Below are 23,903 nucleotides of genomic sequence, written 5' to 3'. Positions count from 1 at the left end.
CGCCGGTAGGTTGGTGGGCGTGCGATTCCTCCACGACCGAACGCCCGGGCACGACCTGACTTATGACGACGTCTTCATGGTGCCGCAGTCCTCGACGGTGGGCAGCAGGTTCGACGTCGACCTCGCCACCGTCGACGGGACCGGGGCCACCGTGCCGCTGGTGGTCTCCAACATGACCGCCATCGCCGGCCGCCGGATGGCGGAGACCACCGCACGGCGCGGGGCGCTGACGGTGATCCCCCAGGACATCCCGCACGCGGTGGTCGCGGACGTGGTGGCCTGGGTCAAGAGCCGTGACCTGGTGCTCGACACCCCGATCGAGCTGACCCCGGAGCACACGGTGGGCGACGCCCTCGCCCTCATCCCCAAGCGCTCGCACGGCGCCGCGGTGGTCCTCGAGGGCCGCCGCCCCGTCGGGGTCGTGGTCGCCGGCGACTGCGCCGGGGTGGACCGGTTCACCCAGGTGCGGGAGGTGATGAGCCCGGACCTGGTGCTGCTCGACGCCGGCACCGAGGCCCGGGAGGCGTTCGACCGGCTCGACCACGCGCGGGCGCCGTTGGCGGTCGCGGTGGACGACCAGGGCGACCTGCGGGGCGTGCTGACCAGGCTCGGCGCGCTGCGCTCCACGCTCTACGCGCCTGCGGTGGACGCCCACGGTCAGCTGCGGATCGCCGCGGCGGTCGGGGTCAACGGCGACGTGGCGGGCAAGGCCTCGGCGCTCCTGGAGGCCGGGGTGGACTGCCTGGTCGTCGACACCGCCCACGGTCACCAGGAACGGATGCTGGAAGCGCTGCGCGCGGTGCGCGCGCTGAGCCCCCAGGTGCCCGTGGTCGCGGGCAACGTGGTCTCCGCCGACGGGACCCGCGCGCTGCTCGAGGCCGGAGCCGACATCGTCAAGGTCGGCGTGGGACCGGGCGCCATGTGCACCACCCGGATGATGACCGGAGTCGGTCGCCCCCAGTTCTCCGCGGTGCTGGAGTGCGCGGCCGCGGCGCGCGAGCAGGGCGCCCACGTGTGGGCCGACGGCGGCGTGCGGCACCCGCGGGACGTCGCCCTGGCACTGGCCGCGGGTGCGTCGGCCGTGATGATCGGCTCCTGGTTCGCCGGCACCCACGAGTCCCCCGGCGACCTGATGGAGGACGCCGAGGGGCGCCGGTACAAGCAGTCCTTCGGGATGGCGTCCGCGCGGGCGGTGGCCAACCGGACCAGCGGCGAGTCCTCGTTCGACCGGGCGCGCAAGGGGCTCTACGAGGAGGGCATCTCCTCCTCGCGGATGTACCTGGACCCCGCGCGTCCCGGGGTGGAGGACCTGATCGACGAGATCTGCAGCGGGGTCCGCTCGGCGTGCACCTACGCCGGGGCGCGGAGCCTGGAGGAGCTGCAGGAGCGAGCGGTCGTCGGCCTGCAGTCCGCGGCCGGCTACCACGAGGGTCGTCCCCTCACGAGCAGCTGGTGAGCCCCGAGGTGAGCCCCGAGGTGAGCCCCGAGGTGAGCCCGGAGCCGAACGCGGCCCACGTCCTCGTGGTCGCCGCGACGGCCGTCGAGACGGCGTACGTGCCCTCAGGTGTGCCGGTGGTGCTGACCGGGCTCGGCAAGACCGCGGCCGCCGTCGCCACCACCCGGGCGCTGGCCGGGCTCGAGGCGCGGAACGGGCTGGCCGGGCTGACCGTGGTCAACCTCGGGACCGCCGGGGCGCTGCGTCCCGGGATGTCGGGGCTGCACGAGCCGGGCGTGGTGCTCAACCACGACATGAACGCCGACGCCGTCCGGGCGCTGGGCTACGACCCGCAGGAGCGTCTGCAGGTGGGCCCGAGCGAGGTGGTGCTGGCCAGCGGCGACCTCTTCGTCGCCGATCCGGAGGTCCGGGACCGGCTGGCCGCGAGTGCCCACCTGGTCGACATGGAGGGGTACGCCGTGGCGTGGGCCGCCGCGCAGTTCGGCGTCGAGGTGCGCCTGGTCAAGCACGTCTCGGACCAGGCAGACGAGCAGTCGGTCGACTGGCCGACCCTGGTCGACGCCAGCGCCCGGGAGCTGGGCCGCTGGGTGGAGGAGCTGATCGGGGCCGGCGGCGGATAGGATCCGCCCGTGAGGCTCAGGCGCAGGGTGGCGACGGACGAGGAGCTCGACTACGTCTTCGTCATGACCTACGGGCGCTCAGGCTCCACGCTGCTGATGGGACTCCTCAACTCCATCCCCGGCTACCTGATCCGCGGGGAGAACCGGCACGCCCTGCGTCACCTCTACGAGTTCCACCGCAGCGGACTGGTGGAGCAGGCACGCGTCAACCCGCGCAACGCCCAGGCCTCCACCCACCCCTGGTTCGGCATCCACGGCTTCGACGAGGACGCGTCGCTGCGCGACATCCGGCGCCTCGTGCTGGACACGCTGCTGCGTCCCGAGCCCGGCACCCGGGTGACGGGGTTCAAGGAGATCCGCTGGTACGACCAGGACCTGGAGAAGTACGTCGACTTCGTCCGCCAGGTCTTCCCTGGGGCGCGGTTCGTGGTGAACACCCGGAACCTGCCGGACGTGGCAGCCAGTGCGTTCTGGCGGCACAAGGACGACCCGCTGGGCCGGCTCGAGGTCATCGAGGAGCGGATGCTGCGGGTCGCAGACCAGCTCGGGGACACCGCGTACCGGGTGCACTACGACGACTACCGCGACGACCCCGGCGCGCTGCGCGGGCTCTTCGCCTGGCTGGGGGAGCGGTTCGACGAGGAGCGCATTGCGCGCACCCTCGCCGTCCCGCACTCGATCAAGGCCCGGACGACAGGTTCGCTGCCGGCCTAGCTCACCGTCGGCCTACATCACCGTCGGCGCAGCACCGTGACCGCGAAGTCCGACTCCTCGGTCCACGGGACCAGGTCCCAGGTGGCGAAACGGTGCTCGAGGGCGAAGCCGACCGCCTCGGCGTCGGTGTCGAGGTCGGCCACGGTGTAGCCCTCGGGGTCCTTGCGGAAGCCCAGGACCAGGCGGCCGTCCGGCACGAGCTGGGCGCGCAACCGGGTCAGCACCTGGCGCTCGGTGCCGGGTGCGAGGAAGAGCATCACGTTGCCCGCGGAGACCACCAGGTCGAACGGGTCGGTGTCGAGCTCCAGGGCCGACAGGTCGGCCACCCGGTAGGTCGGCCCGGGGTGGTCGACCTCGGCCGCCTCGACCAGCACCGGGTCCACGTCGACGCCCCAGACCTGGTGGCCGCGGGCGTGCAGCGCGCCCGCGAGCCGGCCGGGGCCGCAGCCGGCGTCCAGGACGCGGGCACCGCGGGGAAGCATCGCGTCGACCAGTCGGGCCTCGCCCTCCAGGTCGGCCCCCTCGGCGGCCAGCGTGCGGAAACGGTCGACGTACCACTGCGAGTGGCCGTCCTTGGTGTCGGTGAACCAGCGGGGCTGTCCGGTCATGCCCCCATGGTCACCCATGGGTCCACGGCGCGGGCGGGCGGGCCGTCAGCCGCGCGAGCTGCGTGCCGTGCGGCCCTTGACCACCCCGACGAAGGCCTGGGTGCTGGCGTCGTCGCGCTGGCGCCGCCAGACCAGGCCGATCCGGGTCGGCTCGAGGTCGGTGACCACGACGGCCTTCACGTCCTTGCGGTGGTGCAGCCGGGCCACCGACATGGGCAGGACCACCACCGCGCTCCCGCTCGCCGCCACCTCCACGGCGTCCTTGACCGACATCGGGCCGAACGGCAGCTGCGGCACGGCCGGCTCGATCCCGTCGGGAACCCCGAGCGCGAACTGCTCGCCGGAGAGGTCCTCGGCCCGCAGCTCCTCCAGCACCGAGGCCGGGTGCTCCAGGTTGACCACGACGACCGGGAGCTCCTCGTAGAGGCGCACGCAGTGGAACTCGTCCTCCGGGCCACCGAGGGGGAGCCGGGCCAGCACCATGTCCGCCCGCCCGTCCTCGAGCACGACGCGCTGCTCGGACTCCTCGACCAGGAACAGCTCGAGCGGCTCGCGGGTGCGCTCCCGCCAGGCCCGCGCCCACTTGTCGGGGGTGGCTCCGGGGACGAAGGCGACGTGCAGGGTCATGGGCCCAGCCTTTCACGCGGTCCGCACGCACTCAGGCGGGCGCCCGGTGCGAAGAATGGGCAAGGTGCGACGGGTGGGCGGAGGCGCCACTAGGGTGCATGACGTGGGTCACACCGGAGCCGTCCCGATGGACGCAGACGTCATCGTGGTGGGCAGTGGTTTCGGAGGCTCGGTGAGCGCCCTGCGACTGACCGAGGCCGGTCACCGGGTGCTGGTGCTGGAGCAGGGACGACGGCTCAGCGACGCCGACCTGCACGCTGCGCGTCGCGACCCCCGGGCCTACCTCTGGCAGCCCGGAGCGCGACTGCGCGGCTTCTTCTGGCAACGGATCTTCCGGCACGTCGCGGTGATCGGCGGCTCGGGCGTCGGCGGCGGCTCCATCGTCTGGGCGGGGGTGCTGCTCGAGCCGGGGGAGGAGTTCTACGCAGCCCCGGCGATGCGCCGGCTCGGCGTGGACTGGTCCCGGGAGCTGGGGCCCTACCTGCGGCGGGCGGCCGGGATGCTGGGGCGGGTCACCAGCCCGCACCGTGGCCCGATGGACGACCACCTGCGCGAGGCCGCGCAGGCCGTCGGTGCGGAGTCGACGTACGGGCCGGTGCCGCTGGCCATCCACTTCGGCCGGCCGGGAGTGAGCGAGCCGGACCCCTTCTTCGGCGGCGAGGGCCCGGAGCGCACGGGGTGCAAGCTCTGCGGCGAGTGCCTGCTGGGATGCCCCTACGGGGCGAAGAACCAGCTGACCCGCAACTACCTGCACCTGGCCGAGCGGTACGGCGCCGAGATCCGGCCCGAGCAGCAGGTCACGTCGCTGCGCCCGCTGCCCGGCGGTGGCTACGAGGTCCGGGCCCGTCACCCGTGGCGCTCGGGCGAGGAGCAGGTGCTGCGTGCGCAGCGGGTGGTGCTGGCCGCCGGCGTGCTCGGGACCCTCGACCTGCTGTTCCGCTGCCGTGACGAGCTCGGCACCCTGCCGCGGGTCTCCGCGGAGCTCGGTGCGCACGTGCGCACCAACAGCGAGGCCCTCACCGCGGTGCTCCAGCCTCCGGGACAGGACCTGTCCCGCGGCCCGACGATCACCAGCGACTTCCATCCCGACCCCCAGACCCACGTGACCCAGAACCGGTACGTCGGGGGCTGGCACATGCGCCTCCAGCTCGGCCCGCTGGTCGACGGCGACCGACCCGGCCCGCGGGCGGTGCGCACGCTGGGGCGGTTGCTGCGTGCTCCGGCGGCGCAGGTGCGGGTCGCACTGGCCCGCGGGTTCGAGCGCCGGCTCACCGTGCTCACCACCATGCAGCACGTCGACAACGAGCTGGCCCTGGAGCTGAGGCGCTCGCCGGTACGGCCGTGGCGCCGGGTGCTGCGCTCCCGGGTGACGCACGGGCGCCGGGCCCCGAGCCACCTGCCGGTGGCCAACGAGGTCACCCGGGCGTTCGCGGCTGCCTCGGGCGGGCGTCCGCTCAACCTGCTGGGTGAGACCCTCGGGGGCCTGTCGGTGACCGCCCACGTGCTCGGCGGCGCGGTCATGGGCCCAGGGCCGGAGGAAGGCGTGGTCGACGCACGGCACGAGGTCTTCGGCCACCCCGGGCTCTACGTCGCCGACGCCAGCGTCATCCCCGCCAACCTCGGGGTCAACCCGTCGCTGACGATCGCGGCGCTCGCCGAGCGCTTCGCCGCCGACTTCCCCGCCCCGCTCGAGCCGGCACGTCCCCGGCGGGTTCCTGTCACTGCCGCCTCGCCGGCCCCGCCCCGTCCCCAGATCCCGGAGGCCTCGTGAACCCGCTCGCTCAGCAGTCCGAACCGGCCACCCTGCTCTCCCTCCGCCGGGAGTGGCCGGGTCTAGCGGCGCCCGACCTCGACGACCTGGTCGGTGACCTGGAAGCCTCCTTCGTCGCCCCGCTGCGCCGCGTCGCCCCGGCGGGGCTGGGCCTGATCGGGCTGCCGCGGTGGTTCGGCAAGCGGTTCCACCGCGAGGGCGACCACCTCGCGGGGATGAACCTGCTCCGGAGCGAGGACGAGGACGCGTTGGCCGAGACGCTGCCGATGACGGCCCGGGTGGAGCCCTCGCTGCTGGACGGGCGGCCCGCGGTGGCGGTCTCCTACGCCCCCGATGCCCCGGTACCGTGGCGCTGGGTGCGCGACGAGATCCGGCTCCGGCCGGACGGCAGCTACCTGGGCATGACGCTGGTGCAGCGTCCTGTGCTGCGGATGCTGGGCGGCACGCCGTTCCTGCTTCGCTCGGCCGCTTCCCGCGGGTAGGGCTCTGCGATGGCCGCACCGCGCTGGGCGCCGCCGGGACCACGGCCCGGTGGGTCGGGGGACGCGCCGCGCGCGGCGCCGGGCCGGCGGCCCGGATGGGCCGTCCGGATCGCGGTGCTGGGCCTGCTCGCAGTCGCGGTCGTGGCGGGGGAGGCATGGTGGTCGGCCCGCGAGCCCACGGTGGAGGTGGTCGCCCACTTCCCTGCGGCGGGGGCGGGGGACGTGCCGTCGACGGCGCGGGTCGACGTGGTCCTCTCCCACCCGGTGGCGGACCAGGTCGACCAGCTCCGGCTCGTCCTGCGTGACCGGGGCGGGCGCGACGTTCCCGCCGCCGTGCACGTCGACCCTGCGCGACGGGCGGCGGAGCTCGAGCCCGTCGAGGCGTTGGCGCCGGGGGAGTACACGGCGGTGGTCGCGGTCCCCGGGGTGCTCGATCCCGTGGAGTGGACCTTCACGGTGCCCGCACGGGACGTCCCGACCCGAGGCCCCGGGGGGCCGATCCTGCTGGTCCTGGACCCCGACGACCGGTACGACGACTTCCTCGCCGAGATCCTGCGCGCGGAGGGCTACCCCTCGTTCACCACCGTCGAGCTGCCCGACCTGGAAGCGTCGGCGCTGGCCGAGCACCAGGTCGCCCTCGTCTCCGGCGATCCAGGACCGCGGGCGTCGGCGGCGCTGGGCCGGTGGGTGGCTGGGGGCGGGGACGCGGTGCTGTTCACGCCCGGCGGGGACCTGGCGCGCCTGGCCGGCCTGGGACCCGGCACGAGCGCCGTACGGCACGGCGCGCTGGAGGTGGACTCCGGCCTCGGGGCCGGGGACCAGCCTGTGGGTGTGCCGCTGCGGCTGCACGCCCGGGCGTCCGGTGAGGTGGCGTCCGACGACGTCGAGGTCGTCGGCCGGGTCGGCTCCGTCCCCGGCGTCACCGTCCGCGAGGTCGGGCCGGCCGGCGGGACGGTCGCGGCGTTCACCTTCGACCTCGCCCGCTCGGTCGTGCTCACCCGGCAGGGCAACCCGGCCTGGGTCGGGGAGGAGCGCGACGGGATCGCTCCGATCCGGTCCAACGACCTCTTCTACGGGGCTCGCCAGGACGACCCGCGGCCCGACTGGGTCGACCTGGACTCCGTGGAGGTGCCGCACGCCTACGAGCTGATGCGGGTGCTGAGCACCCTGCTGGCCCGGGTCACCGCGTCGACCCGTCCGCTGCCTCGGTGGTGGTACTTCCCCGACGACGCGGAGGCGGTGCTGGTGGTGGCGGCGGACGACCACGCCACCGAGTCCGGCACCGCCGACTTCTTCGAGCGGATGCTGGCGGGTGACTCGGCCGGCTGCGACGTCGCCCGCTGGGAGTGTGCCCGCGCCACGTCCTGGCTCTACCCCGAGTCAGGGATGACCGCCGAGCGCGCCGACCGGCTCTCCCGGCAGGGCTTCGACCTGGGGGCCCACGTCACCACCCACTGCCAGAACTGGTCGAGGAAGTCGCTCGACCTGGCGTTCACCGACGGTCTGCGCAGGTTCCGCGAGCGGTTCCCCGGCCTGCCGGCGCAGCGCGGCAGCCGGTTGCACTGCATCGTGTGGAGCGACCCGGTGACCCAGCCCAGGATCGGTCGGGCGCACGGCGTCCGCTTCGACATGAACTACTACTACTGGCCGCGTGAGTGGGTGCGCGGTCGTGAGGGGTTCATGACGGGCTCGGGGATGCCGATGCGGTTCAGCGACCTGGACGGCGGGTTGATCGACGTCTACCAGCAGGAGACGCACCTGGTGGACGAGGTCTTCGCCGACGGGGCCGAGGCGGTGCGCGGACTGGTCTCCCGGGCTCGTGGGCCCGAGGGCTACTACGGAGCGTTCGGCACCCACCTGGACTTCACCGACGACTTCGGCGACCAGCTGCTGGCGGTGGGCCGCGAGCTCGACGTCCCGTTGGTCTCCGCCGACCAGATGCTCGACTGGGTCGACGGCCGCAACGCCTCCACGGTGGAGGACGTGGCCTGGGACGAGGCGGGGATGCGGTTCAGCGTCCGGGCGGACGAGCGCACCGCGGGGATGCTGCGCGGGATGCTCCCGGTCCGGGCACTCGGCGGGGAGCTCACCTCGATCCGTCGGGCCGGCCGCCCGGCCCAGCACGAGGTCCGCGTCGTCAAGGGCGTGGCGTACGCCGTCTTCGACGCGACCCCGGGCCGGTACCGGGCCTCCTGGTCGTCCTGAGGCCCGAGGTTGCGCCTCACGCCACGGAGCGGAACGGGTCGTGCTCGGCCAGGATCCTCTCCACCCGGGCCTGGTCGATGCGGGAGACGACGTTCTGCTCCTCGTGCTTGTCGCGCACGACCTTGGCGAGCGTGAACGTCGAGGACACGAGGAAGAGCGACGTCATCGCGATGAAGCCGCGCTGCCACGGGTCGATGGGCAGGTAGAGCACGGCCCAGAGGAGGCCGATGACGGAGACGCCGAAGGAGATGGCCGCCTGGGCGAAGAAGGCGGAGGTGGTCTTGATCGGGGTGTTCCTGGTGGTTTCCATGCCCTGATCGTGCTCGGGGAAGGCGGTGGTGCGCATGGGTCGCGGTACTCAGTCGCGGTGAGGGCGGGTCAGAAACGACGAATCCGGGCCCCTGACCTGCAGGGACCCGGATCGAGTCGTGGTGTCCGAGGGGGGACTTGGACGCTAACCCCACCTGTCCATGAGTGGGTCGTAGGCGCCTGACCTGCACAAACGCGAAACGGGCGCTCGGTGGCTTTCGACGAAGGCACCCGGCATCGCGACAGGAGACCGCCATGTGGGGTCTTGGGCCGCTCGGGACGGTCTGGGGTGTGTCGACGCCAGGTGCCGCACATCCAAGGGAGGACACGGACCGCAGGACCGACCAGGGCCAGGGCCCGCGCCCTCTCCTGGGTCAACGCCCGCGCAGGGCTTAGGGGCTGGTGTGGGGTGCCGGGAGAGTCGTCGCGGCGTCCGGTGGGGACACGAAGAGGCCGCCGCGCGCGACAGCCTCTTCGACGATCCGAGGGGCGCCCAACCACAATGTGGCTGTCACGCCTCGGATCAGCCGGTTCACCGGCTCACAACTCCCTTGGTGACGTAGAACAGGTGTGCGGTTCCAAAAAGAAGTCTCCCCAAAACGTCCACCAATCTTCTTGCCGACCTTCTTGGCCCAGATCACGGCGTTGCGGCTCAGCCAAAACTGGCCGTCCTTGCCCTTCACGTACGGCCCGGTGCGAGTCGTCATCGCGATGCGCCCTTGCCGTTCGGGTCCCGGAGGTCCGGCGGCAACTTGTGCCACGGGTGCTCGGTGACATTCGGGCCCGGTAGGTGCGTGGTCTTGCCATTCCACACCACGTCGACCTGGGCGCCCTTCTTTAGTCGCGTGGGCGATGTCGAGCCCATGGGACACGCACCCGACATCTAGGTCTGGGCCCCGGGGCTGCGGTTAGTCGACGAGGAGGGGGTAGAGCGTTCCGTCGGCTGCCTTGAACAGGGCATCACTGGAGTCGATCTCCATGCCGGGTATGCCCTCGCGAATCTCGATCTCACCTTGGCCGCAAACGGTCATCTCGTACTCGCCGTCTGCGTCGATGACATTCGTCGATCCCGAGGTTGCGAGGATGAACCGCGACGGGTCGTCGTGCGGGTTCCCGAGTGAGATCAGCGCGCTGTCAGTGGCTCGCGAGGTGAAGTCTGCGAATGGGCCACAGACCATAGCCGCAGTCCCAGCCAGGTTCGCAGCGTCCTCCCACCAGACTTCGCCGGGCAAGGGGCTGAGAGGCTGGTAGGGATAGGTGGCCCAGTCGAAGTAGAGCAGGTCGTCTGCGGCCTGGCTGGGCGGATTCTCGCGATCGCCTTGGAGCATTAGTCGCACTTCGGATGCGGAGTCCAGTTCAATCCGGGCAACGCCTTCATACGTCGATATGAGTCCTGTGGCGCAGAGCGCCGAACCCACCACCGCATCTGGCGAGAGATCCGTGGTCTCCGCTCCCCAGACCACGATGGTGAAGCGGTCGGGGTGTGGATAATCGTGCCCGAGATTCAAGAAGACCCCGTGCTCGATCTCTCGCCTGCTCTCCAGCGGGCCACAGACCTCGGCTTCGGATCCCTCCTCGTCGATCGCCTCGTCCCACCAGAGTTCCAGCATTGCATCCGGACCCTCAGTGGCTGGAGGGGGCTGATCCCTGGCGTCATCGGCAGAGACGCCCTCTTGCTGTCCGCCAGAATCTGCGCCGTCGCCCGTCGAGGATCCGGCGCACCCGCTGGTCAGTGCCAAGACGGCACCAATAACGGTCGCACGCGCAGCCCCCCTTCGGTACATATCCACGGATCGATAGCGCAGGGGACTGAGTCCAACGACCAGTGAGGGAATGGGGGTCATGCAATGAAGGTAGTGGGGCCAGTGCTCGCCCCGCAGGCATCTCTTCCGGCGTCCTACTCTGGCCGCTCATGAGTCCATCGAGGGACGCAGTGAAGGAAAGCAGCCTTCGCAGTGGTGCCGGGCGGCATCGGCGTCACGGAGTACGTCGCGTCGATACGTGACATCGTCGGGGTCGGGATGCCCGTGGTCGTGGACGCAGATCTGGTCAGCCCAGCGGCCCGTTGATGCCACAGAAGCGGCCACTCACGCATCGGATGATCGAAGGGGCTGTGCACTCAGCACTGCCTCCGGGGTGAACACTCCGCGGGAGTGAAGCCCAACGTGCGTAACGACGGACCCGTTGCCGAGCACCGGTCAATCCGGTTGCGGCACGGACGCCTCGACCGGATCTGTGCTCCATGGCGCTGTCTGGACGTGAGAGACGGCGGGGACGCCGAGCCGGATCCGCTCGACCGACCGCAACTGGCGCCACTGCGCGTTGCCGAGACGAGGATCCAGGTGGCCGTCAGCGTCTGCGACCTCAGTTGAGACGTGCAGGACCCGGCCTTGGTCAAAGTCGATGGCCTAACGGTCGCCCGTCGTGGTGGGCAGTGACCAGATTCGTGCACGTGCCTCCATGGCGCCCATCATTCCCAGACGAACCGATAGCCACTGGCGCGGCGCACCGGTCTCGGCATGAACCTACGGACCTACGGACCAGCCAGTCCGGCCGAGGCGCGCCGGCGGGGGTTGCCTTCCTGGCCAGCTACGCGCTGATGTGAAGAGCCAGAACGTGAGCAAGCCCACGCCCGCTGTGTTCCGTCGATGGACGTTGTGGTCCGATGAGATCTTGTCCGTTGGTCCGTTGGTCCGTTGGTCCGTCGGTCAGCCGATGTATGGCGCCCACGCGTCGCGTTCGCGTTCGAGGTCACCCAGCCATCCAGGTGTCGGCGCGCAGCCCAAGCGTCTGCCGGTTCCTGACTGACAGCACTCAGATCAGAGCGACTGCGTTTCCACTGGTTCGTTCCCAGGGTGGGGACGCCGACTGGCCGCGCCAAGAGATGCCGGAGGGCGTGGGGCACGCCTTGGCGGTCATCTTCGCTCGCAGGCGGGACAGCGACCACACGGACTAGGTCGTAGCGTCGCCCATGTTCAAGTGCGTTGATTGCCCCCAGTAGTAGTTGTGACGGGGGAGCCCACCCCACGTCGGGAGTCGGGTGGGTACCGGGTGGATGCGGGCAACCTCGTCCGGACGCACGTCCGTCGAACGTAGCGGCTCCGGGACGTGTACGACGACAGCCACAAGGTCAGTGACCCGAATATGGGTCACCAGAGTCAGCGCTGCGAGTCGCTGCCACTCGTCCACTCGTCCACTGGGGACAACCCCCGAGTCCGGTGACTTCTGCACCCAATCAAAGACGCCATTCTGTCGACGGACGCGGAACAGATGGACGGCGAACTGATCTGGAATTCCCGTGGCCAAGCCATGGCGGGAGGGTGCCGGGACGAGGAGACGGTAGGGCTGAGAGACGTTCAGGTTGACCGCGACCTTGGCAAACCATCTCGCGAGCACAGCGGCCTCGTCATCTGTGATGCGTCCCCGCAGCGGGCGGCGGGTCAGGATGGTTTGGGCACTTGCGTCCAGAGACGACATCCAGCCGTTGTTGCACGTCGAGCACACCTCACCGTTGACGTGAGCACGCAAAGGTCGCTCGCCGCGCTCCGAGGCCAGAGCGCCGCCCAGCGCCATGCTGATGCGGTGCGGCTGCACCTTCTCGTCCATGGCTCCGAAGTGCTTGAGTAAACCCTGCGGGAAGATGTGCTCCCTAGTCCGCCTCCCACTGTGACGATCGCAGAACCAGCAGAACGGGACGGGTTCGAGGACCCGAGGGGCAAGTGTGTTGCCTCCGTGAAGCAGGTTTCGGTCGAAGCGCCGCAGCGTGCTGGGGTCGATCGGCTGTTCATGGTCTGTCGTCACGCCGAATGCTCCCATGTGGGCATGTGCAGGAGGGTCAGATCGCCTCTGCGTTCTGGGATGGCGACGATCTCACCCACCCAAGCAGGTGCTTGCCACCGTGAATGGTTGGGAGGCCACCACATTGACGACGATGGAGGCGCAGCGAGTGCTGCGTCCGTAGGCGACGGTCCTGCGCGAACGTGCGTGTCCCGGACCCCTGGGCTGAGTGGGGTTGACAGACGCCCGTGATCAAGGTTGACGGGGTTGAGTCCGCGCTGCGGTGAGACGGGTGCGTTAGCGTGGAGGTCACTCTCCTCGTTACCGGATGTGCTGCTGTCTGTCGCGGAATTGCCGCCGATCAGACGCCGCCGACCCGTATAGACATTTGGCGCCGGACCGGACGGCGCCTCGTGGTCGCCGGAGTTCAGAACCCGCGACGATGCCGGGGGAGTGGGTGTCGACGACGGTCCTGCCCTCCTGGACCCTTTTCCCAGTGGCGGATGTCGCCGACCCGGCGGCCGGACCCGGTGGCGGGCAGGATGATCTTGCGGGCCGCGAACCGCCGGTCCTCCTAGGCCTCGTGGACTCACTCGCCAATGGTCGGCAGTCCCGAACGTCCAGATCATCACGATCGAGGACCTGCGTCGAAGGCCGCCGTCCCTCGACGCCGCCCGAGGACCCTTATGCCCAGCCTCGCCGACCCCGAGTTCCGAACACCGACGACGGCCTCTGCTAGGCGAGCGGGCTCGCCGCCGATTGTCGGGAATGTCAGGTACCCGCCGACTCACCTCCGTGTAGGCACCCCTCTTACTTCCAACTTCTCTTTAGAGATGAGTTGAGAAATAGGTGACATTCCTGACAAGCCACGCTCATCCGCTGTCCGGCACGCGACCGTCGAGCAACCCTCGCAGGCGTCTCGACCCCGTGCAACGACAGCGGCCGGGCCCGTCCCCCTGGATGTGGAGGTCGGACCCGGCCGTGATGCCGGTCAGGCGGTGAGTCAGAAGGCGCCGATTGCGTCGTGCGGCAGGACCTTCCAGCCCTTCCACCCGCGGACCGTGACGCCGTTGATGACCCGCCGGTTGCCGTTCTTGTCGCTGACGCCGAAGCCCTTACGCGAGGTCAGCGCGGAGTAGAAGACGGACCGCTCCATGCGCCACTTGGTGTCCATGCGCTCGGCGTCGCACCAGGCCTCGTAGGCCTCGTAGACCGCGCCGCGCTCGGCGTACCCGTTGACGTCGACCTCCAGGGCGTCCTCGACGAACTTGCCGAGGCGGTCGTAGTCGGTCAGCCACTCCTCGACTGCCGCGTCCGACGCGGGCGAGCGGTAGGGGGAACCGCCCTCCTCGTTGTGGATCTGCCAGGCGCCCCGGATGGCCCACGCGAGGATGGCCTCACGGGCCTCCTTGGATCCGAGCCGGGTGCCCAACTGCTTGTCGGGGTTCTTGACGATGCGGCCGTACTTGGTGACCGTGAGGCGACGGCGCAGCGAGTTGTCGCCGCCTGCCTTGGCGCTGACGCGCGGCAGGTGGTTGGTGTCGGCGAACAGCGTGGGCCGGACGATGGACAGGAACTTGTCGCCGTACTTGGCCTCGACGGACACCTTGCCGTTGTCCTGGGTGATCTTCTTGAAGAGGCCCTCGTTGAGCAGGTCGCCGGGGCGGAACTCCGACACAGCCGTCATGCGGGACATGTAGACCGACGAGAGGACGAAGTTGTTGTCCTTGCCGGTGAGTTCTTCGGAGGACAGCGCGCCCTGGTAGATGGTCGGCAGGATGCCCTGGAGGGCGCCGGTGAAGGTCGACATGCCCGCGCCGCCCGCGCCCACCATGATGTACGCCGTGTCGAAGCAGCGGGCGTGCAGCGCAGCGCCAGCGGCCTGCTGCATCATGCGCTCCAGGTCGGCGTCGTGCTCCCACACCTGCTCGCCGTTTTCGTCGAGGACGTCGTCGCCGTTGGAGTCGATGGCCTTCTTGACGAAGAACTCGGCACAGAACTTGTCCCAGTCCGGGTGCGTGGCGCCCGGCTTGTAGGACATAGGGGTAACGCCTAGGTTGCGCGCCTCGGGAGCGTGCGGGGTCAGTTCGAGCGTCTCCAGGTTGAGCAGGCCGTCGGGGGTCGGCAGGTAGTTGGAGTACTCGCGTGGCTCCCAGTCGCCCTCGTGGACCATGATGTGCTCCAGGCCCACCTCGGTCTGCACCGCCATGGCGACGGCGGGCTTGATGAGGGTGCGGGCCTTGATGCGGGCCTTGGCCGTGGCGGCCTTGCTCGACCGGTCGAAGACCCGGTTGGCGACCCCGGTGCCCTCGACGGTGACGCGTGCCTCGGCCACGTCGATGCCCCAGAAGCCCTGGTCGAAGGTGTAGTAGAGGCCCTCCTTCTTGCCGGTCGGCACGAACTTGTAGACGCCGTTGCGGGCCAGCGTCGACGCGAGCGCCTCGGCCAAGGCCGGGGTGTCGATGATGTCGGTGCGCGGGTACATGGCGATGTAGTCGGTGCCCTCGATGGCGTCGGCCAGCAGCGGGCCGAGCCACTGCTCGCCCGGCAGGATGGCGTCCATGTGGCGGGCGACGTCGTCTAGCCCGGCACCGTCCGGCATGGCGTGGACGCGGCCCGAGCGCGGGTGCACCAGGGACTGCGGCACGTCGACGACCCCGGAGTACGCGACGCCCTCGTCGAGCAGCGACTCGACCGTGGATTGCGTGGCGTTGTTGCACTGCCAGTTGTAGGCGTGGTCGGCGTCCGGGGCCCACAGGACGTGCTTGTCCTGGAGGTCACCGCCGAGGGCCTCGGTCATGGCGGGGCTCAGGCGGCCCAGCACGTCGGAAGGGTTGGCGTCGTTGCCCTTGCCCTCGTAGGCCATGGTGATGCCGCCGACGGCGACGACGGAGAGCCACTTGGACAGGTCGATCACGGTGCTGGCGATGCAGTCGGCGCGGACCGGAGACTCGATGATGAGCATGACCGCCGCGTCGTCGGACTGGTGCATGGCGTCGACGAGGCGGGACTCACCGTCGGGGATGGGGAAGTCGAACTTCTTGAAGTCCTTCTCCTCGCCCTTCTCGGTGGCGTGGATCTCGACGCGCATGTCCTTGTCGTGCCAGCGGACCTGCCAGGCGACGATGTTGTGGTAGGCGTCGAGCCACGGAATGCCGAGCCAGCGCTTGCCGTCCTCGTCGGACGTGGCCCACTGCTGCTGCTTGTTGGTCCACTTGCCCAGGCCCTCGTCGAGGTGCGGGAGCATGCCCCGGCCGGTGACATAGCCGCGAGCGGCGGCGACTTCGCCGGTGATGTTGCGCGCAGCGAGGTACTTCCACGCCCACTCCTCCAGCGGGGCGAGCCCGCGGGCGGCGAAGACGGCGTCGTAGGCCTTGCGGCTGGTTTCGACGGTGCGCTGCTTCATGTGGCGCAGCGCCTCGATGGGGTCGACTCCGGTGACGTCCTCGGTCAGCGAGGTCTTGCGGATCGGCGTGACATCAGCGAGGAGTGCGAGCAGTTCCTTGTTGGTCGCGCCCGGGCCGGTGACCTCGGCCGGGGCGTCGAACTCGTCGCCGGACATGTTGTCGAGAAGGTCCTCGGCCCCCGTGGGCGGAGCCTGCGGGAGCCGCGTGATGAGAGCGTGGCCGTCCGCAGTCGGGGCCCCGACGACGTAGGCGGGCGGCTCGACGGGGGCCGTGGTGCCGGCAGCCTTGCGGGCGGCGATGACGTCGGACAGGCCGAGAGTGAACGGGTTGCTGGGCTGGCGGGTCGCGGCGCTCATGCCGAGCCTCCATTCGGGACGTCGAGGATCTGCAAGGTCAGGGAGGTGGCCAGGGCGAGAGCGTCGTCGAGGTCGTGCGCGAGTTCGTGCACCAGTGTCTTTACAAGCGCGGAGGGGCCGAAGGCCGGCCGGAGACCGGCGGTCACGCGCCACAGTGCGGGGACCATGTGCGGGACCTCCGAGACACGGATGGCCGCGAGACGACCGTCGGGCAGGGTCCGCTGGTCGATGGCGATGAGGTCACCGTTGTAGACGGACCGTGCCTTCTGGCTGGCCGTGCCGCAACCGATGTTCCAGTGCTCGGTGCCGCAGGACGTGGTGTACACGTCGCGCCAGCGAAGCGCGGCGACAGCCTTCGCGGCCGGAGTGGCGACGGTCGAGACGGCGCCTCCGCAGGCGGTGCACGCCGTTGAGGCGTACTGAGCGAGGTTAACCATTAGTTGTTCCTTCTTCGGGGAGGTGAGGTCAGGCGGATGCGGTCTCGATGGCCACGGACCCGTCGGGGAGGACGGTGGCGAGGACCTTGGTGCCGGGGGCCGGGGACGTCCACATGAGGCCGAGGACCGCGTAGAGATCGGCGGCGGGCACGAGGGTCGCCGCAGTTTCGCCGCCGGGCTGGACGAGGCGCAGCGGAAGGGTGCCGCGGCGCATGCGGTGGCGGACGGCGTTGCGGCCGGGCATGTTCAGGATGCGAGCGACTCGGTCAAGGTCGACGAGGACGTCGCTCCCGACGATGGCGTCGACGGCGTCTCGGAACGGGTCGGTCCCGGTGGGGACTGCGGGTGCGGTGCTGGTAGCCATGGTTGGCCCTCTCAGTAGGTGATACCGCGGTACATGCGTAGGCCGAGCGTGTCGGCACTTCACTTGTTGCGATTGGTCACCGAGAGGGAGTCCGGGGCCAAGCGGAGCGCTGCGTCCAGGACTGACTGGGTGTGTCCCTATTGGCTGGGCGAGTCACCTACGCACCGTGCGACGCATGCCGTACCTAAGCGATCGGACCGGTTAGCAGTGGACCTGCTCGTGTTGTTGGGCCGCGGGCCACCGCGGCCGCCGCAAGGGACAGAGGCCGAGAGCACGACGTCGAGGTCCGTCGGGTGGGGTGGGACGACGACAGACAAGCGGCCGGTCTTCCGCCCCATTCGGCGCGCCTGGCGCGTCGCCCACGACCGTCTGGACCGCTCCGCCCGGCTGGCGAAGTCGTTTGGCAACAAGACCACCTCGACAACGGGCTCGCTGCAGGTCGTTTGCGTCGCCACGACAATGCGCCACCGGTCCCGAGAACGAGCCCGCCCGGTCTAACGCCCTGCACGGAGGTTGTCGCAATCCCTCACACGTGCCTGGTGAGAACCCTGCCCTTCTATACGTAGTCGACTCTAGGCTGCCTCCGCCAGTAACCCACGCTTCGCACCTAGATGAGGTTTTCGAGAGACATGTCCAGCACAACACCGAGCGACTCAAGCGTCCGACTGGTATTCCGGTGGTGGGTAATCATCCTCGTCGCGATAGTCGGCGTTCTTTGTCTCGTTGCACCCTTTCTGTACGACCCATTCGGCTCGTGGCAAGTCATCACGTCGTCAACCCTGACCAACGTGGGCACGACTATGACCTTCGCTGCGGTGCTGTTCTTTCTGGAGCGAGCCTTCGTACGGCGCGTCGCAGGTCAGGCGAGACAACAAGCGCAAGAAGTGGTCGTAGAGGCGACGGCAGACCTCCGCGAGGAGAACAGGCGGCTGTCCGCCAAGTTGTCGGACCTCAGTGACTTGCTGGAAGGCGCCGACCTAAGGCGCGAACAAGCCCGCGAGCAGGCGATCGAGGACTTCGAGAACGAGGTCTCGTTCGACACGGTCGCGAGACTGCTGGAGACGGCCAACGACCTCAACGCCATACGGCACGGCACGATCACTGTGCCTGCTGCAGCGGACATTCACGCCCCGCGCGTCTCGATCTTCTGGGGCCGCTCTTACCGTCAGTCCGCGCTTGGCGAGCCTGCGGTGGAACTGGCTCTGCGCAACGACAGAAGGCAGATTGTTCGCCTCGATTGGACCGCCGAGGTGCCGGTCCAGGAGGCGGCTCGCGAATTCGATCGACGAACCCGCGCGGCGGGGCTTCTGGCCGAGGCCGACGCCATCGACTTCAAGGTTCTTCTAGTCAACTTCCGGAACGCCGTCAGCGCTGCCACCGAAGGTCGCTCTTCAAGCGAGGCCTGGCCTAACGGTCGCGTCACCGAATGGCTCACCGACGATTGGGCCGTTACCGACCAAGGTGTCGAAGTCCGCGATCGAGGAGTCGTCATACCCGTCGACGAGTTCCCCTCCCTCGACGTGAGGGGCCAGAGCCGGAGACGCAAGACCCACCCTCACCAGCGTCCAGATTGGGTCGACGACGACTTCTGGACCGTCGTGACAACGATCGTTGACGCACATCACGCACGAGGCAGTCGTCCCTCTAGCGGCTACGCGCCAACTCCTTACACGTCGCAGACCACCCCGCGGCTCTCGAAGGGAGTGGAGTCAAGCCAGTAGCCCGCCGGGCGACTGCCACCTAGGCACCCGACTCAGCCCTGGCCCTCAAGCGCCGCAGCACCTCCGCCGCAATTTGGTCAGCCTGTTGTCGCGTGACGGCGCGACGATTCCGAGGCGATGCCACATTCTCGCCTGAGCCAGCAGCGAGGTCCAAGATCCAACGACGATGTGAGAACCTCGCCGAGCACGCGAGCGTCGTAATTCTTGGAGTTCATCAACGGCACGGCTGGAACCTTCCCGCGTCACCGTCCTTCATCCTCCTGGCTCGAACCCGCAGGTGAATGGGTCTCCCCGGCACCCGAGGCCGAGAGTCGGTGCGGCCCAATCGAGGCGCCGAGGGGTGCAATACCGCGGCGGGTAGCGAACGTGCGCTGTCCGCACACATGTGTGTGCATGAGCGAACACGAGCGGGCCGCCGTCACGGGCCTCCTAGGTTTGGCTCCGGACGGCATCGATGTCGATGCGGATCACGTGGACTGGTTGCGCTCGGCAGCGACCGTCGTTGAGACGGAAACCGCGCTGCTGCTGGTTGACCCGCGAACGCACAGCCTGACCAAGTACCCCAAGGACCTCACCCGCGTCTCGGGCCCTTACGACCGCACCGCGCGAGCCATGGAACCCAAACACACGCACCCGCCCATTCCCGGCGAGCCGTGGTGTTGGCGTGACCCGGAGACTCCAGCGAGCGATCCATGGGGTGATGGAGTCGACCGCGGTGCCGGCCGGGTCGTCGCCGTGCGTCGGTGCTTCCTTTCGTGAGCAGCCAAACGAACTACGGAGACGACAGCCCACGCGGGATCGCCTCGACTCGCCGCTTCAAGGTCGGCTACCTCGAGGGTGACAGCATCGGGCACACGTATGTGATCACCACTGACGATGGGGCGACGTGGCTCCTCGACCCGGAACGGAACCACGCTGTCTGTTGGCCCGATGACGCGGGCGACGGTCGAGCATGGAAACTCGTCACCGCCGACTGGCTCGCTGTCGGGCACGGGTTGACCCTCCTGGTTCGCGGCGAGCAAGGCAACGAGCATGAGGTACGCGGCGGCGAGGTCGTGCGTATCGTCGAAGAGCGCCACTCGCAGCACTCACGCCGGTAGGACGCGACCGGTCTGTGGAAGGTCCGACGGGGATGGCACTGCTGGTGCAATGGCTCATAGCCCGTCATGACGACGGCACCCGCAGAGGCGGTTTCGATGCCGCCAGACCGCCGCCGCGTCGGGAGTCCGTCCAGTCTCCTCCCGGATGACTCGCGCCACGTACGTAGTCGTGAACTCGAAGCTGTCTACGAGTTGACGAACCGCGGCCAGTTCTGCGGACTCAACCTGGTCCAGGATGGTGAGACCAACCTGGCAACGGGTCCGCTTGCGCCCCTGTCGGCTCTCCGCGTGCTGCGCGAAGGACATCACGCTCTCCCTTCTGTCGTTGGACGTTTCCGCAGCACAACATGCGGAGACGCATCGCGCGGAACCGCACCGAAGCGGACATAAAAACCAAGAATTCGCACCGAGAAAAGCGGACAGACGCCCGAGTTATCCAAGCGGGAATCCCCAGTCCTGCGCTCGGCACCCAACCGGGGCCCTTCATGTCTTGGTGGATGTGTCCGTGTGCGACGCGACTCGAGAAGGGGATGTGAACTCTTCTACTGCTCATGCGGAACCAGTGAAGACGTCAGGCAACATGACGATTCAGAACGCATTCGCAGGGTCGGTCCCCGGCAAGACTTAGAACAGGTCAGTAGTGAGGAGTAGGCGTGCAAACCAGGCGCAGCCGGGATCCTCATATGGCAGTAGGGGTCGCGCCTATCGGCGGACGAGGCATCGATGGGCCGCACGCGTGTCTGCGGGCGCGGCTGCTCGGTGATGCAGAGAGTTGCGTAGCCACATAGGTCGGGGGCTCGCGTCAGGACGCTCGTACCACCGTCGCGATGCGTCCGATATCTCGCAAAGATCCTCGTGCTCCCATGCGCGAATCACGGTCCACCCGGCATCGACCAGAAGACGAGTCGTTTCAACGTCCCGTGCCCTGTTCTTGGCGATCTTGGTCATCCAATTCCAGTACTCGCTGTTCACCTTGGCGCGCGTCGCGTGCGCTGGGCAGCAATGCCAGTAGCAGCCGTCAATGAACACTGCGACCTTCGCTTGGTGAAGACTAGTCTGCCCGGCAGTTGTGGTCCGGCAGAGGCTTGGCATCGACGAGGTATCGAAACCCCTGGGCGTGAACCACCGCACTGCCAGGCCAAGCAGCGGCCGTTGACCGTAGCGGCCGGAAAATGTCCTGAATTGAGCCGGCGCGCGATCTGACTCGCCAGCGTATTGACGGGACCCCTTGTCTTTGCCGTCCTCGGCGACCCACATTACGCCGTCCCCATCTAGAGCCAAGGGCTGGACGTGTCCGCCGATGGCCTCGGCGACGTCGACCGGGGGGCGCGCAGGGCCAGGGTCGAGTGGTCCCGCGGGTCGATGATGAGGCCGAGCACTGTGCGCATGGTGTCCATGATCGTGCAGGTGTGCTGATGGCGAGTGGGTCCCTATCGCCCGACACGAGTAGATGACGGCTGTTCCGAAGGGGTCGCGCCCGGGCGTTTAGCCGTTGGGCTCAACGGACGCAATGCGCCTTTTGCGACGAACTTACGCGTCGCCGCGCGGAACGAACTTGACCCGCCCACGGGGTCTGCCCCCCAGATCGCTGAGCGGGTCTGGGGACGAGTCGACCCGTCTGCCCGGATTCGTTCCCATGTTGTCGGTGCGATTGATGCCAGAGCGAGCCTGAATCCGACGCAGCGAGGCGTCCCTAGCGGCGTTGAGCGCGACGATGTCGGTACCGGACTTCCGTGCTGCGGCAACCCGAGCGTTTCGCTTCTGAGCCTTCGAGCCCCCCATGGCGCAAATCTAATCTCGTGGCGCGCGTCAGTGTGGCGGTTCGCCGCAGATGCGAGGGTCAGATCGGGGGGGGGGGGCTATGCACGCCTTCCACGAATGCCTTATTGCGTGCGGGCCCTCTGACCCAGCCTGGCAGCGCTTCCAGTGTCGAGGGCCCCGACCAAGAACGCCGCAGGATCCCCGCCATCGAGGAGAAGTTCTCGCGACTTGAACGGCGCGGGGCGCTGATCTTGCGCGAAACGGGGGAGATGTCGGTTCACGCCCCCACATTTGGTGCCCATGACCCTGAAGAGCCGCGTGCTGCCCGCCCTCGCCCTCGCCCCGGTCCTTTGGACTGGGCGCGACGCCCGTCGTCCTGTCCGTCGCTGCCTCCGCCGAGGAGACGCCCGTCGTGGCGCGCGCCGCGGCGAAGTCCGCGAAGTTGGACGCGGTCGACGACCACATCACCGTGGTCAAGGGCGAGAAGGCGAAGGAACCGGTCCAAGTCCGACCAGGACCCCGGTGAGTGGTGGCCGCTGCTGGAGCGGTGCCGCTACGCAGGGGAGTGGGTCGCGGTGAAGACCCGCTGGGACCTGTCGGTGGACTCGGTCGAGAACAGCGCCCTGCTGACCCAGGCCAGCCAGTGCGGCGACCTGGTCGTCGAGGTGATCGCCTGATGAGTTGAGGCCCCGCATGCCCCGTGCTCATGAGTTCGCCGGGTGTCTCAACCCTCTGCGCCACACTGGACGAGGAGGGGATGAAAGAGGACTAGCTCGCGACCGTCGCCCGGACGTCGTAGCCCAGGCTGTGGCTCGCTTGACCCTTCTGGCCGACCCTGGCCTCGGGCTCGCTCCCGACTCCGCCTTCGCCTGGGCCCGCACCGGCCGCGCGCGCGGCGCGTACTCAACTCTCGGTAACCGGCACCGAACCGCTGCCAGCACCCCTCGGCGTGCGGCATCTTGAGCGCGGTCTCGTCTCTTGCCGAGGCGCCATCTCGCACCCGGGGGTTCACATGCGCGTCCTAGCCCTGCTCATCACCGTCCCGCTCGCTCTCGTCGGGCTCTCGGCACCGGCCAGCGCGGGGGACATGGACTGCGCGGACTTCCCCTCCCAGCGGGCCGCCCAGTTGTTCTTCCTGGCCAACAACCCCGCCGCGGACCCGCACCGCCTCGACGCCGACGGCGACTGGGTCGTGTGCGAGTCCAACCCCGGCCCCTACTACTACGGCCGCGACCCGAACCCCAACGACCCGGCACCTCCGGCCGCGCCGCCGCCGCCGAAGAAGAAGCCCGCGACCCTGAAGATCGTCAAGGTCGTGGCAGGCGACATCCTGCGGCTGCGGCTCGGCACCCAGCAGCCGTTCGAGGTGCGCCTGCTCGGCCTCGACATCGCGAAGGCCAACTCGTGCATGACCAACGGCGCACGCCGCTTCTTGAAGCCGAAGGCGAAGCCGGGCCAGGTCGTCACCTTGGTGATCGACAAGAAGGCCCCCAAGCGCGACAAGCAGGGCCGACTCATCGCCGAGGTGGCCAAGAAGGGGCAGGAGAAGAAGTTCGGGCTCGCTTGGGACATCGTCTCCGAAGGATGGGCCGAGGTCGCCTCCTACAAGTTCGCCGCCAAGAACCGCTTCCGCTCCTACTCCCGCGACGCCGACGCCAACAGGTACGGCGGCTTCGGCATGTGCGTGCGCAACTACGGCTCGGCCCGCTACCCCTACCGGGCCAGGACCGGTTTCGAGTTCGACGGATGGCGCTACACCTTCGGGCCCACCGACACCGACGCGCTTCCGGAGATGACCGCCGAACAGGCCGCCGCGGCCCCCGGCACCTACTCCTTCACCCCGCCGGTCCCCGGCGCCACGTTCCGCCGCGTCCAGGTCACCGCGACCCGCACCGGGTCAGACCAGGCGCAGCCCGCGAACCTCGTGCCGTTCGGCTACGTCTACGGCGACACCGCGAAGCCGATCACGGACCGCGCCTACGGCTCGTGCGGGACCGCCCCGAACCTGCTCAACCAGATGAACGTGCAGCCCGGCCAGACCGTCACCGGCTACCTGTGCACCGCCAAGCCCGCCGCAGACGACCTCATGGATGAGATGTGGCTGGTCGAGGACATGGACGGGCTGACCTGGAGGTTCATCGCGCTGCGCTGAGCAGTCAGCAACCAATGAGGTTGGGCGCCAGCGAGC

Annotated in this window: 18 protein-coding genes; 10 read left to right on the top strand and 8 right to left on the bottom strand. The window is 69.1% G+C overall.

Annotated features, from left to right (window positions below):
* Positions 1–19 precede the first annotated feature (19 nt).
* The 3 genes from H8838_RS10240 to H8838_RS10230 are packed head-to-tail and all read left to right on the top strand — an operon-like array spanning position 20 to position 2,790.
* The gene (locus H8838_RS10240; RefSeq protein ID WP_185996139.1) at positions 20–1,456 is read left to right on the top strand and encodes a GuaB1 family IMP dehydrogenase-related protein; all 1,437 of its coding nucleotides are present in this window, start codon (positions 20–22) and stop codon (positions 1,454–1,456) included.
* Positions 1,453–2,076, top strand: coding sequence for a nucleosidase (locus H8838_RS10235; RefSeq protein ID WP_224766053.1), 624 nt, complete (start codon positions 1,453–1,455; stop codon positions 2,074–2,076). The genes H8838_RS10240 and H8838_RS10235 overlap by 4 nt, the downstream gene beginning before the upstream one ends.
* Positions 2,077–2,085: 9 nt before the next feature.
* Positions 2,086–2,790 carry a sulfotransferase gene (locus tag H8838_RS10230; RefSeq protein ID WP_181311049.1) on the top strand — a complete coding sequence of 235 codons (705 nt, stop codon included), beginning with the start codon at positions 2,086–2,088 and terminating at the stop codon, positions 2,788–2,790.
* Between the two features lie 17 nt (positions 2,791–2,807).
* Here H8838_RS10230 and H8838_RS10225 read toward each other — a convergent pair whose 3' ends face one another.
* Both H8838_RS10225 and H8838_RS10220 read right to left on the bottom strand, forming a co-directional pair.
* Positions 2,808–3,398, bottom strand: a complete 591-nt coding sequence (locus H8838_RS10225; RefSeq protein WP_185996140.1) for a class I SAM-dependent methyltransferase — start codon at positions 3,396–3,398, stop codon at positions 2,808–2,810.
* 45 nt (positions 3,399–3,443) lie between these two features.
* Positions 3,444–4,025 carry a LysR family transcriptional regulator substrate-binding protein gene (locus tag H8838_RS10220; RefSeq protein ID WP_185996141.1) on the bottom strand — a complete coding sequence of 194 codons (582 nt, stop codon included), beginning with the start codon at positions 4,023–4,025 and terminating at the stop codon, positions 3,444–3,446.
* A 103-nt stretch (positions 4,026–4,128) separates the two neighbouring features.
* Between H8838_RS10220 and H8838_RS10215 the strand changes: the two genes are divergently transcribed.
* Genes H8838_RS10215 through H8838_RS10205 form a run of 3 tightly spaced genes read left to right on the top strand, consistent with a single transcriptional unit; the run spans position 4,129 to position 8,483 of the window.
* Positions 4,129–5,796, top strand: coding sequence for a GMC oxidoreductase (locus tag H8838_RS10215; protein ID WP_224766052.1), 1,668 nt, complete (start codon positions 4,129–4,131; stop codon positions 5,794–5,796).
* Positions 5,793–6,278, top strand: a complete 486-nt coding sequence (locus H8838_RS10210; RefSeq protein WP_181311046.1) for a hypothetical protein — start codon at positions 5,793–5,795, stop codon at positions 6,276–6,278. Before H8838_RS10215 ends, H8838_RS10210 begins: the two co-directional genes overlap by 4 nt.
* Positions 6,279–6,287: 9 nt before the next feature.
* A complete protein-coding gene (locus H8838_RS10205) occupies positions 6,288–8,483 on the top strand; it encodes an Ig-like domain-containing protein (protein WP_185996142.1) in 2,196 nt (731 codons plus the stop codon).
* A 16-nt stretch (positions 8,484–8,499) separates the two neighbouring features.
* Here the strand turns inward: H8838_RS10205 and H8838_RS10200 are convergent, their stop codons facing one another.
* From H8838_RS10200 to H8838_RS10175, 6 genes are all read right to left on the bottom strand, one after another.
* The gene (locus tag H8838_RS10200; RefSeq protein ID WP_181311044.1) at positions 8,500–8,793 is read right to left on the bottom strand and encodes a YiaA/YiaB family inner membrane protein; all 294 of its coding nucleotides are present in this window, start codon (positions 8,791–8,793) and stop codon (positions 8,500–8,502) included.
* 907 nt (positions 8,794–9,700) lie between these two features.
* Positions 9,701–10,402: a hypothetical protein gene (locus H8838_RS10195; protein ID WP_185996143.1), complete on the bottom strand. Its 702-nt coding sequence runs from the start codon at positions 10,400–10,402 to the stop codon at positions 9,701–9,703.
* A gap of 1,342 nt (positions 10,403–11,744) precedes the next feature.
* Positions 11,745–12,398: a hypothetical protein gene (locus H8838_RS10190; protein WP_185996144.1), complete on the bottom strand. Its 654-nt coding sequence runs from the start codon at positions 12,396–12,398 to the stop codon at positions 11,745–11,747.
* Between the two features lie 1,174 nt (positions 12,399–13,572).
* The gene (locus tag H8838_RS10185; RefSeq protein WP_185996145.1) at positions 13,573–16,332 is read right to left on the bottom strand and encodes a phage/plasmid primase, P4 family; all 2,760 of its coding nucleotides are present in this window, start codon (positions 16,330–16,332) and stop codon (positions 13,573–13,575) included.
* A complete protein-coding gene (locus H8838_RS10180; RefSeq protein ID WP_185996146.1) occupies positions 16,329–16,769 on the bottom strand; it encodes a hypothetical protein in 441 nt (146 codons plus the stop codon). The genes H8838_RS10185 and H8838_RS10180 overlap by 4 nt, the downstream gene beginning before the upstream one ends.
* Before the next feature lie 28 nt (positions 16,770–16,797).
* Positions 16,798–17,133, bottom strand: a complete 336-nt coding sequence (locus H8838_RS10175) for a hypothetical protein (RefSeq protein WP_185996147.1) — start codon at positions 17,131–17,133, stop codon at positions 16,798–16,800.
* Between the two features lie 629 nt (positions 17,134–17,762).
* On the opposite strand from H8838_RS10175, the gene H8838_RS10170 reads away from it, so the two are divergent.
* From H8838_RS10170 to H8838_RS10155, 4 genes are all read left to right on the top strand, one after another.
* Positions 17,763–18,854 (top strand): hypothetical protein, encoded by a 1,092-nt coding sequence (locus tag H8838_RS10170; protein WP_185996148.1) that lies wholly within the window; start codon positions 17,763–17,765, stop codon positions 18,852–18,854.
* 393 nt (positions 18,855–19,247) lie between these two features.
* Positions 19,248–19,613 (top strand): hypothetical protein, encoded by a 366-nt coding sequence (locus H8838_RS10165; protein ID WP_185996149.1) that lies wholly within the window; start codon positions 19,248–19,250, stop codon positions 19,611–19,613.
* Entirely contained in the window at positions 19,610–19,954 is a 345-nt protein-coding gene (locus tag H8838_RS10160; RefSeq protein ID WP_185996150.1) for a hypothetical protein, read from the top strand. The genes H8838_RS10165 and H8838_RS10160 overlap by 4 nt, the downstream gene beginning before the upstream one ends.
* 2,773 nt (positions 19,955–22,727) lie before the next feature.
* Positions 22,728–23,867 (top strand): thermonuclease family protein, encoded by a 1,140-nt coding sequence (locus tag H8838_RS10155; protein ID WP_185996151.1) that lies wholly within the window; start codon positions 22,728–22,730, stop codon positions 23,865–23,867.
* Positions 23,868–23,903 lie beyond the last annotated feature (36 nt).

The organism is Nocardioides campestrisoli (genome assembly GCF_013624435.2).
GTDB classification, from domain to species: Bacteria; Actinomycetota; Actinomycetes; order Propionibacteriales; family Nocardioidaceae; genus Nocardioides; species Nocardioides campestrisoli.
Note: the sequence above shows the minus strand (reverse complement) of the source record. Positions and strands in the feature narration are given on the sequence as shown.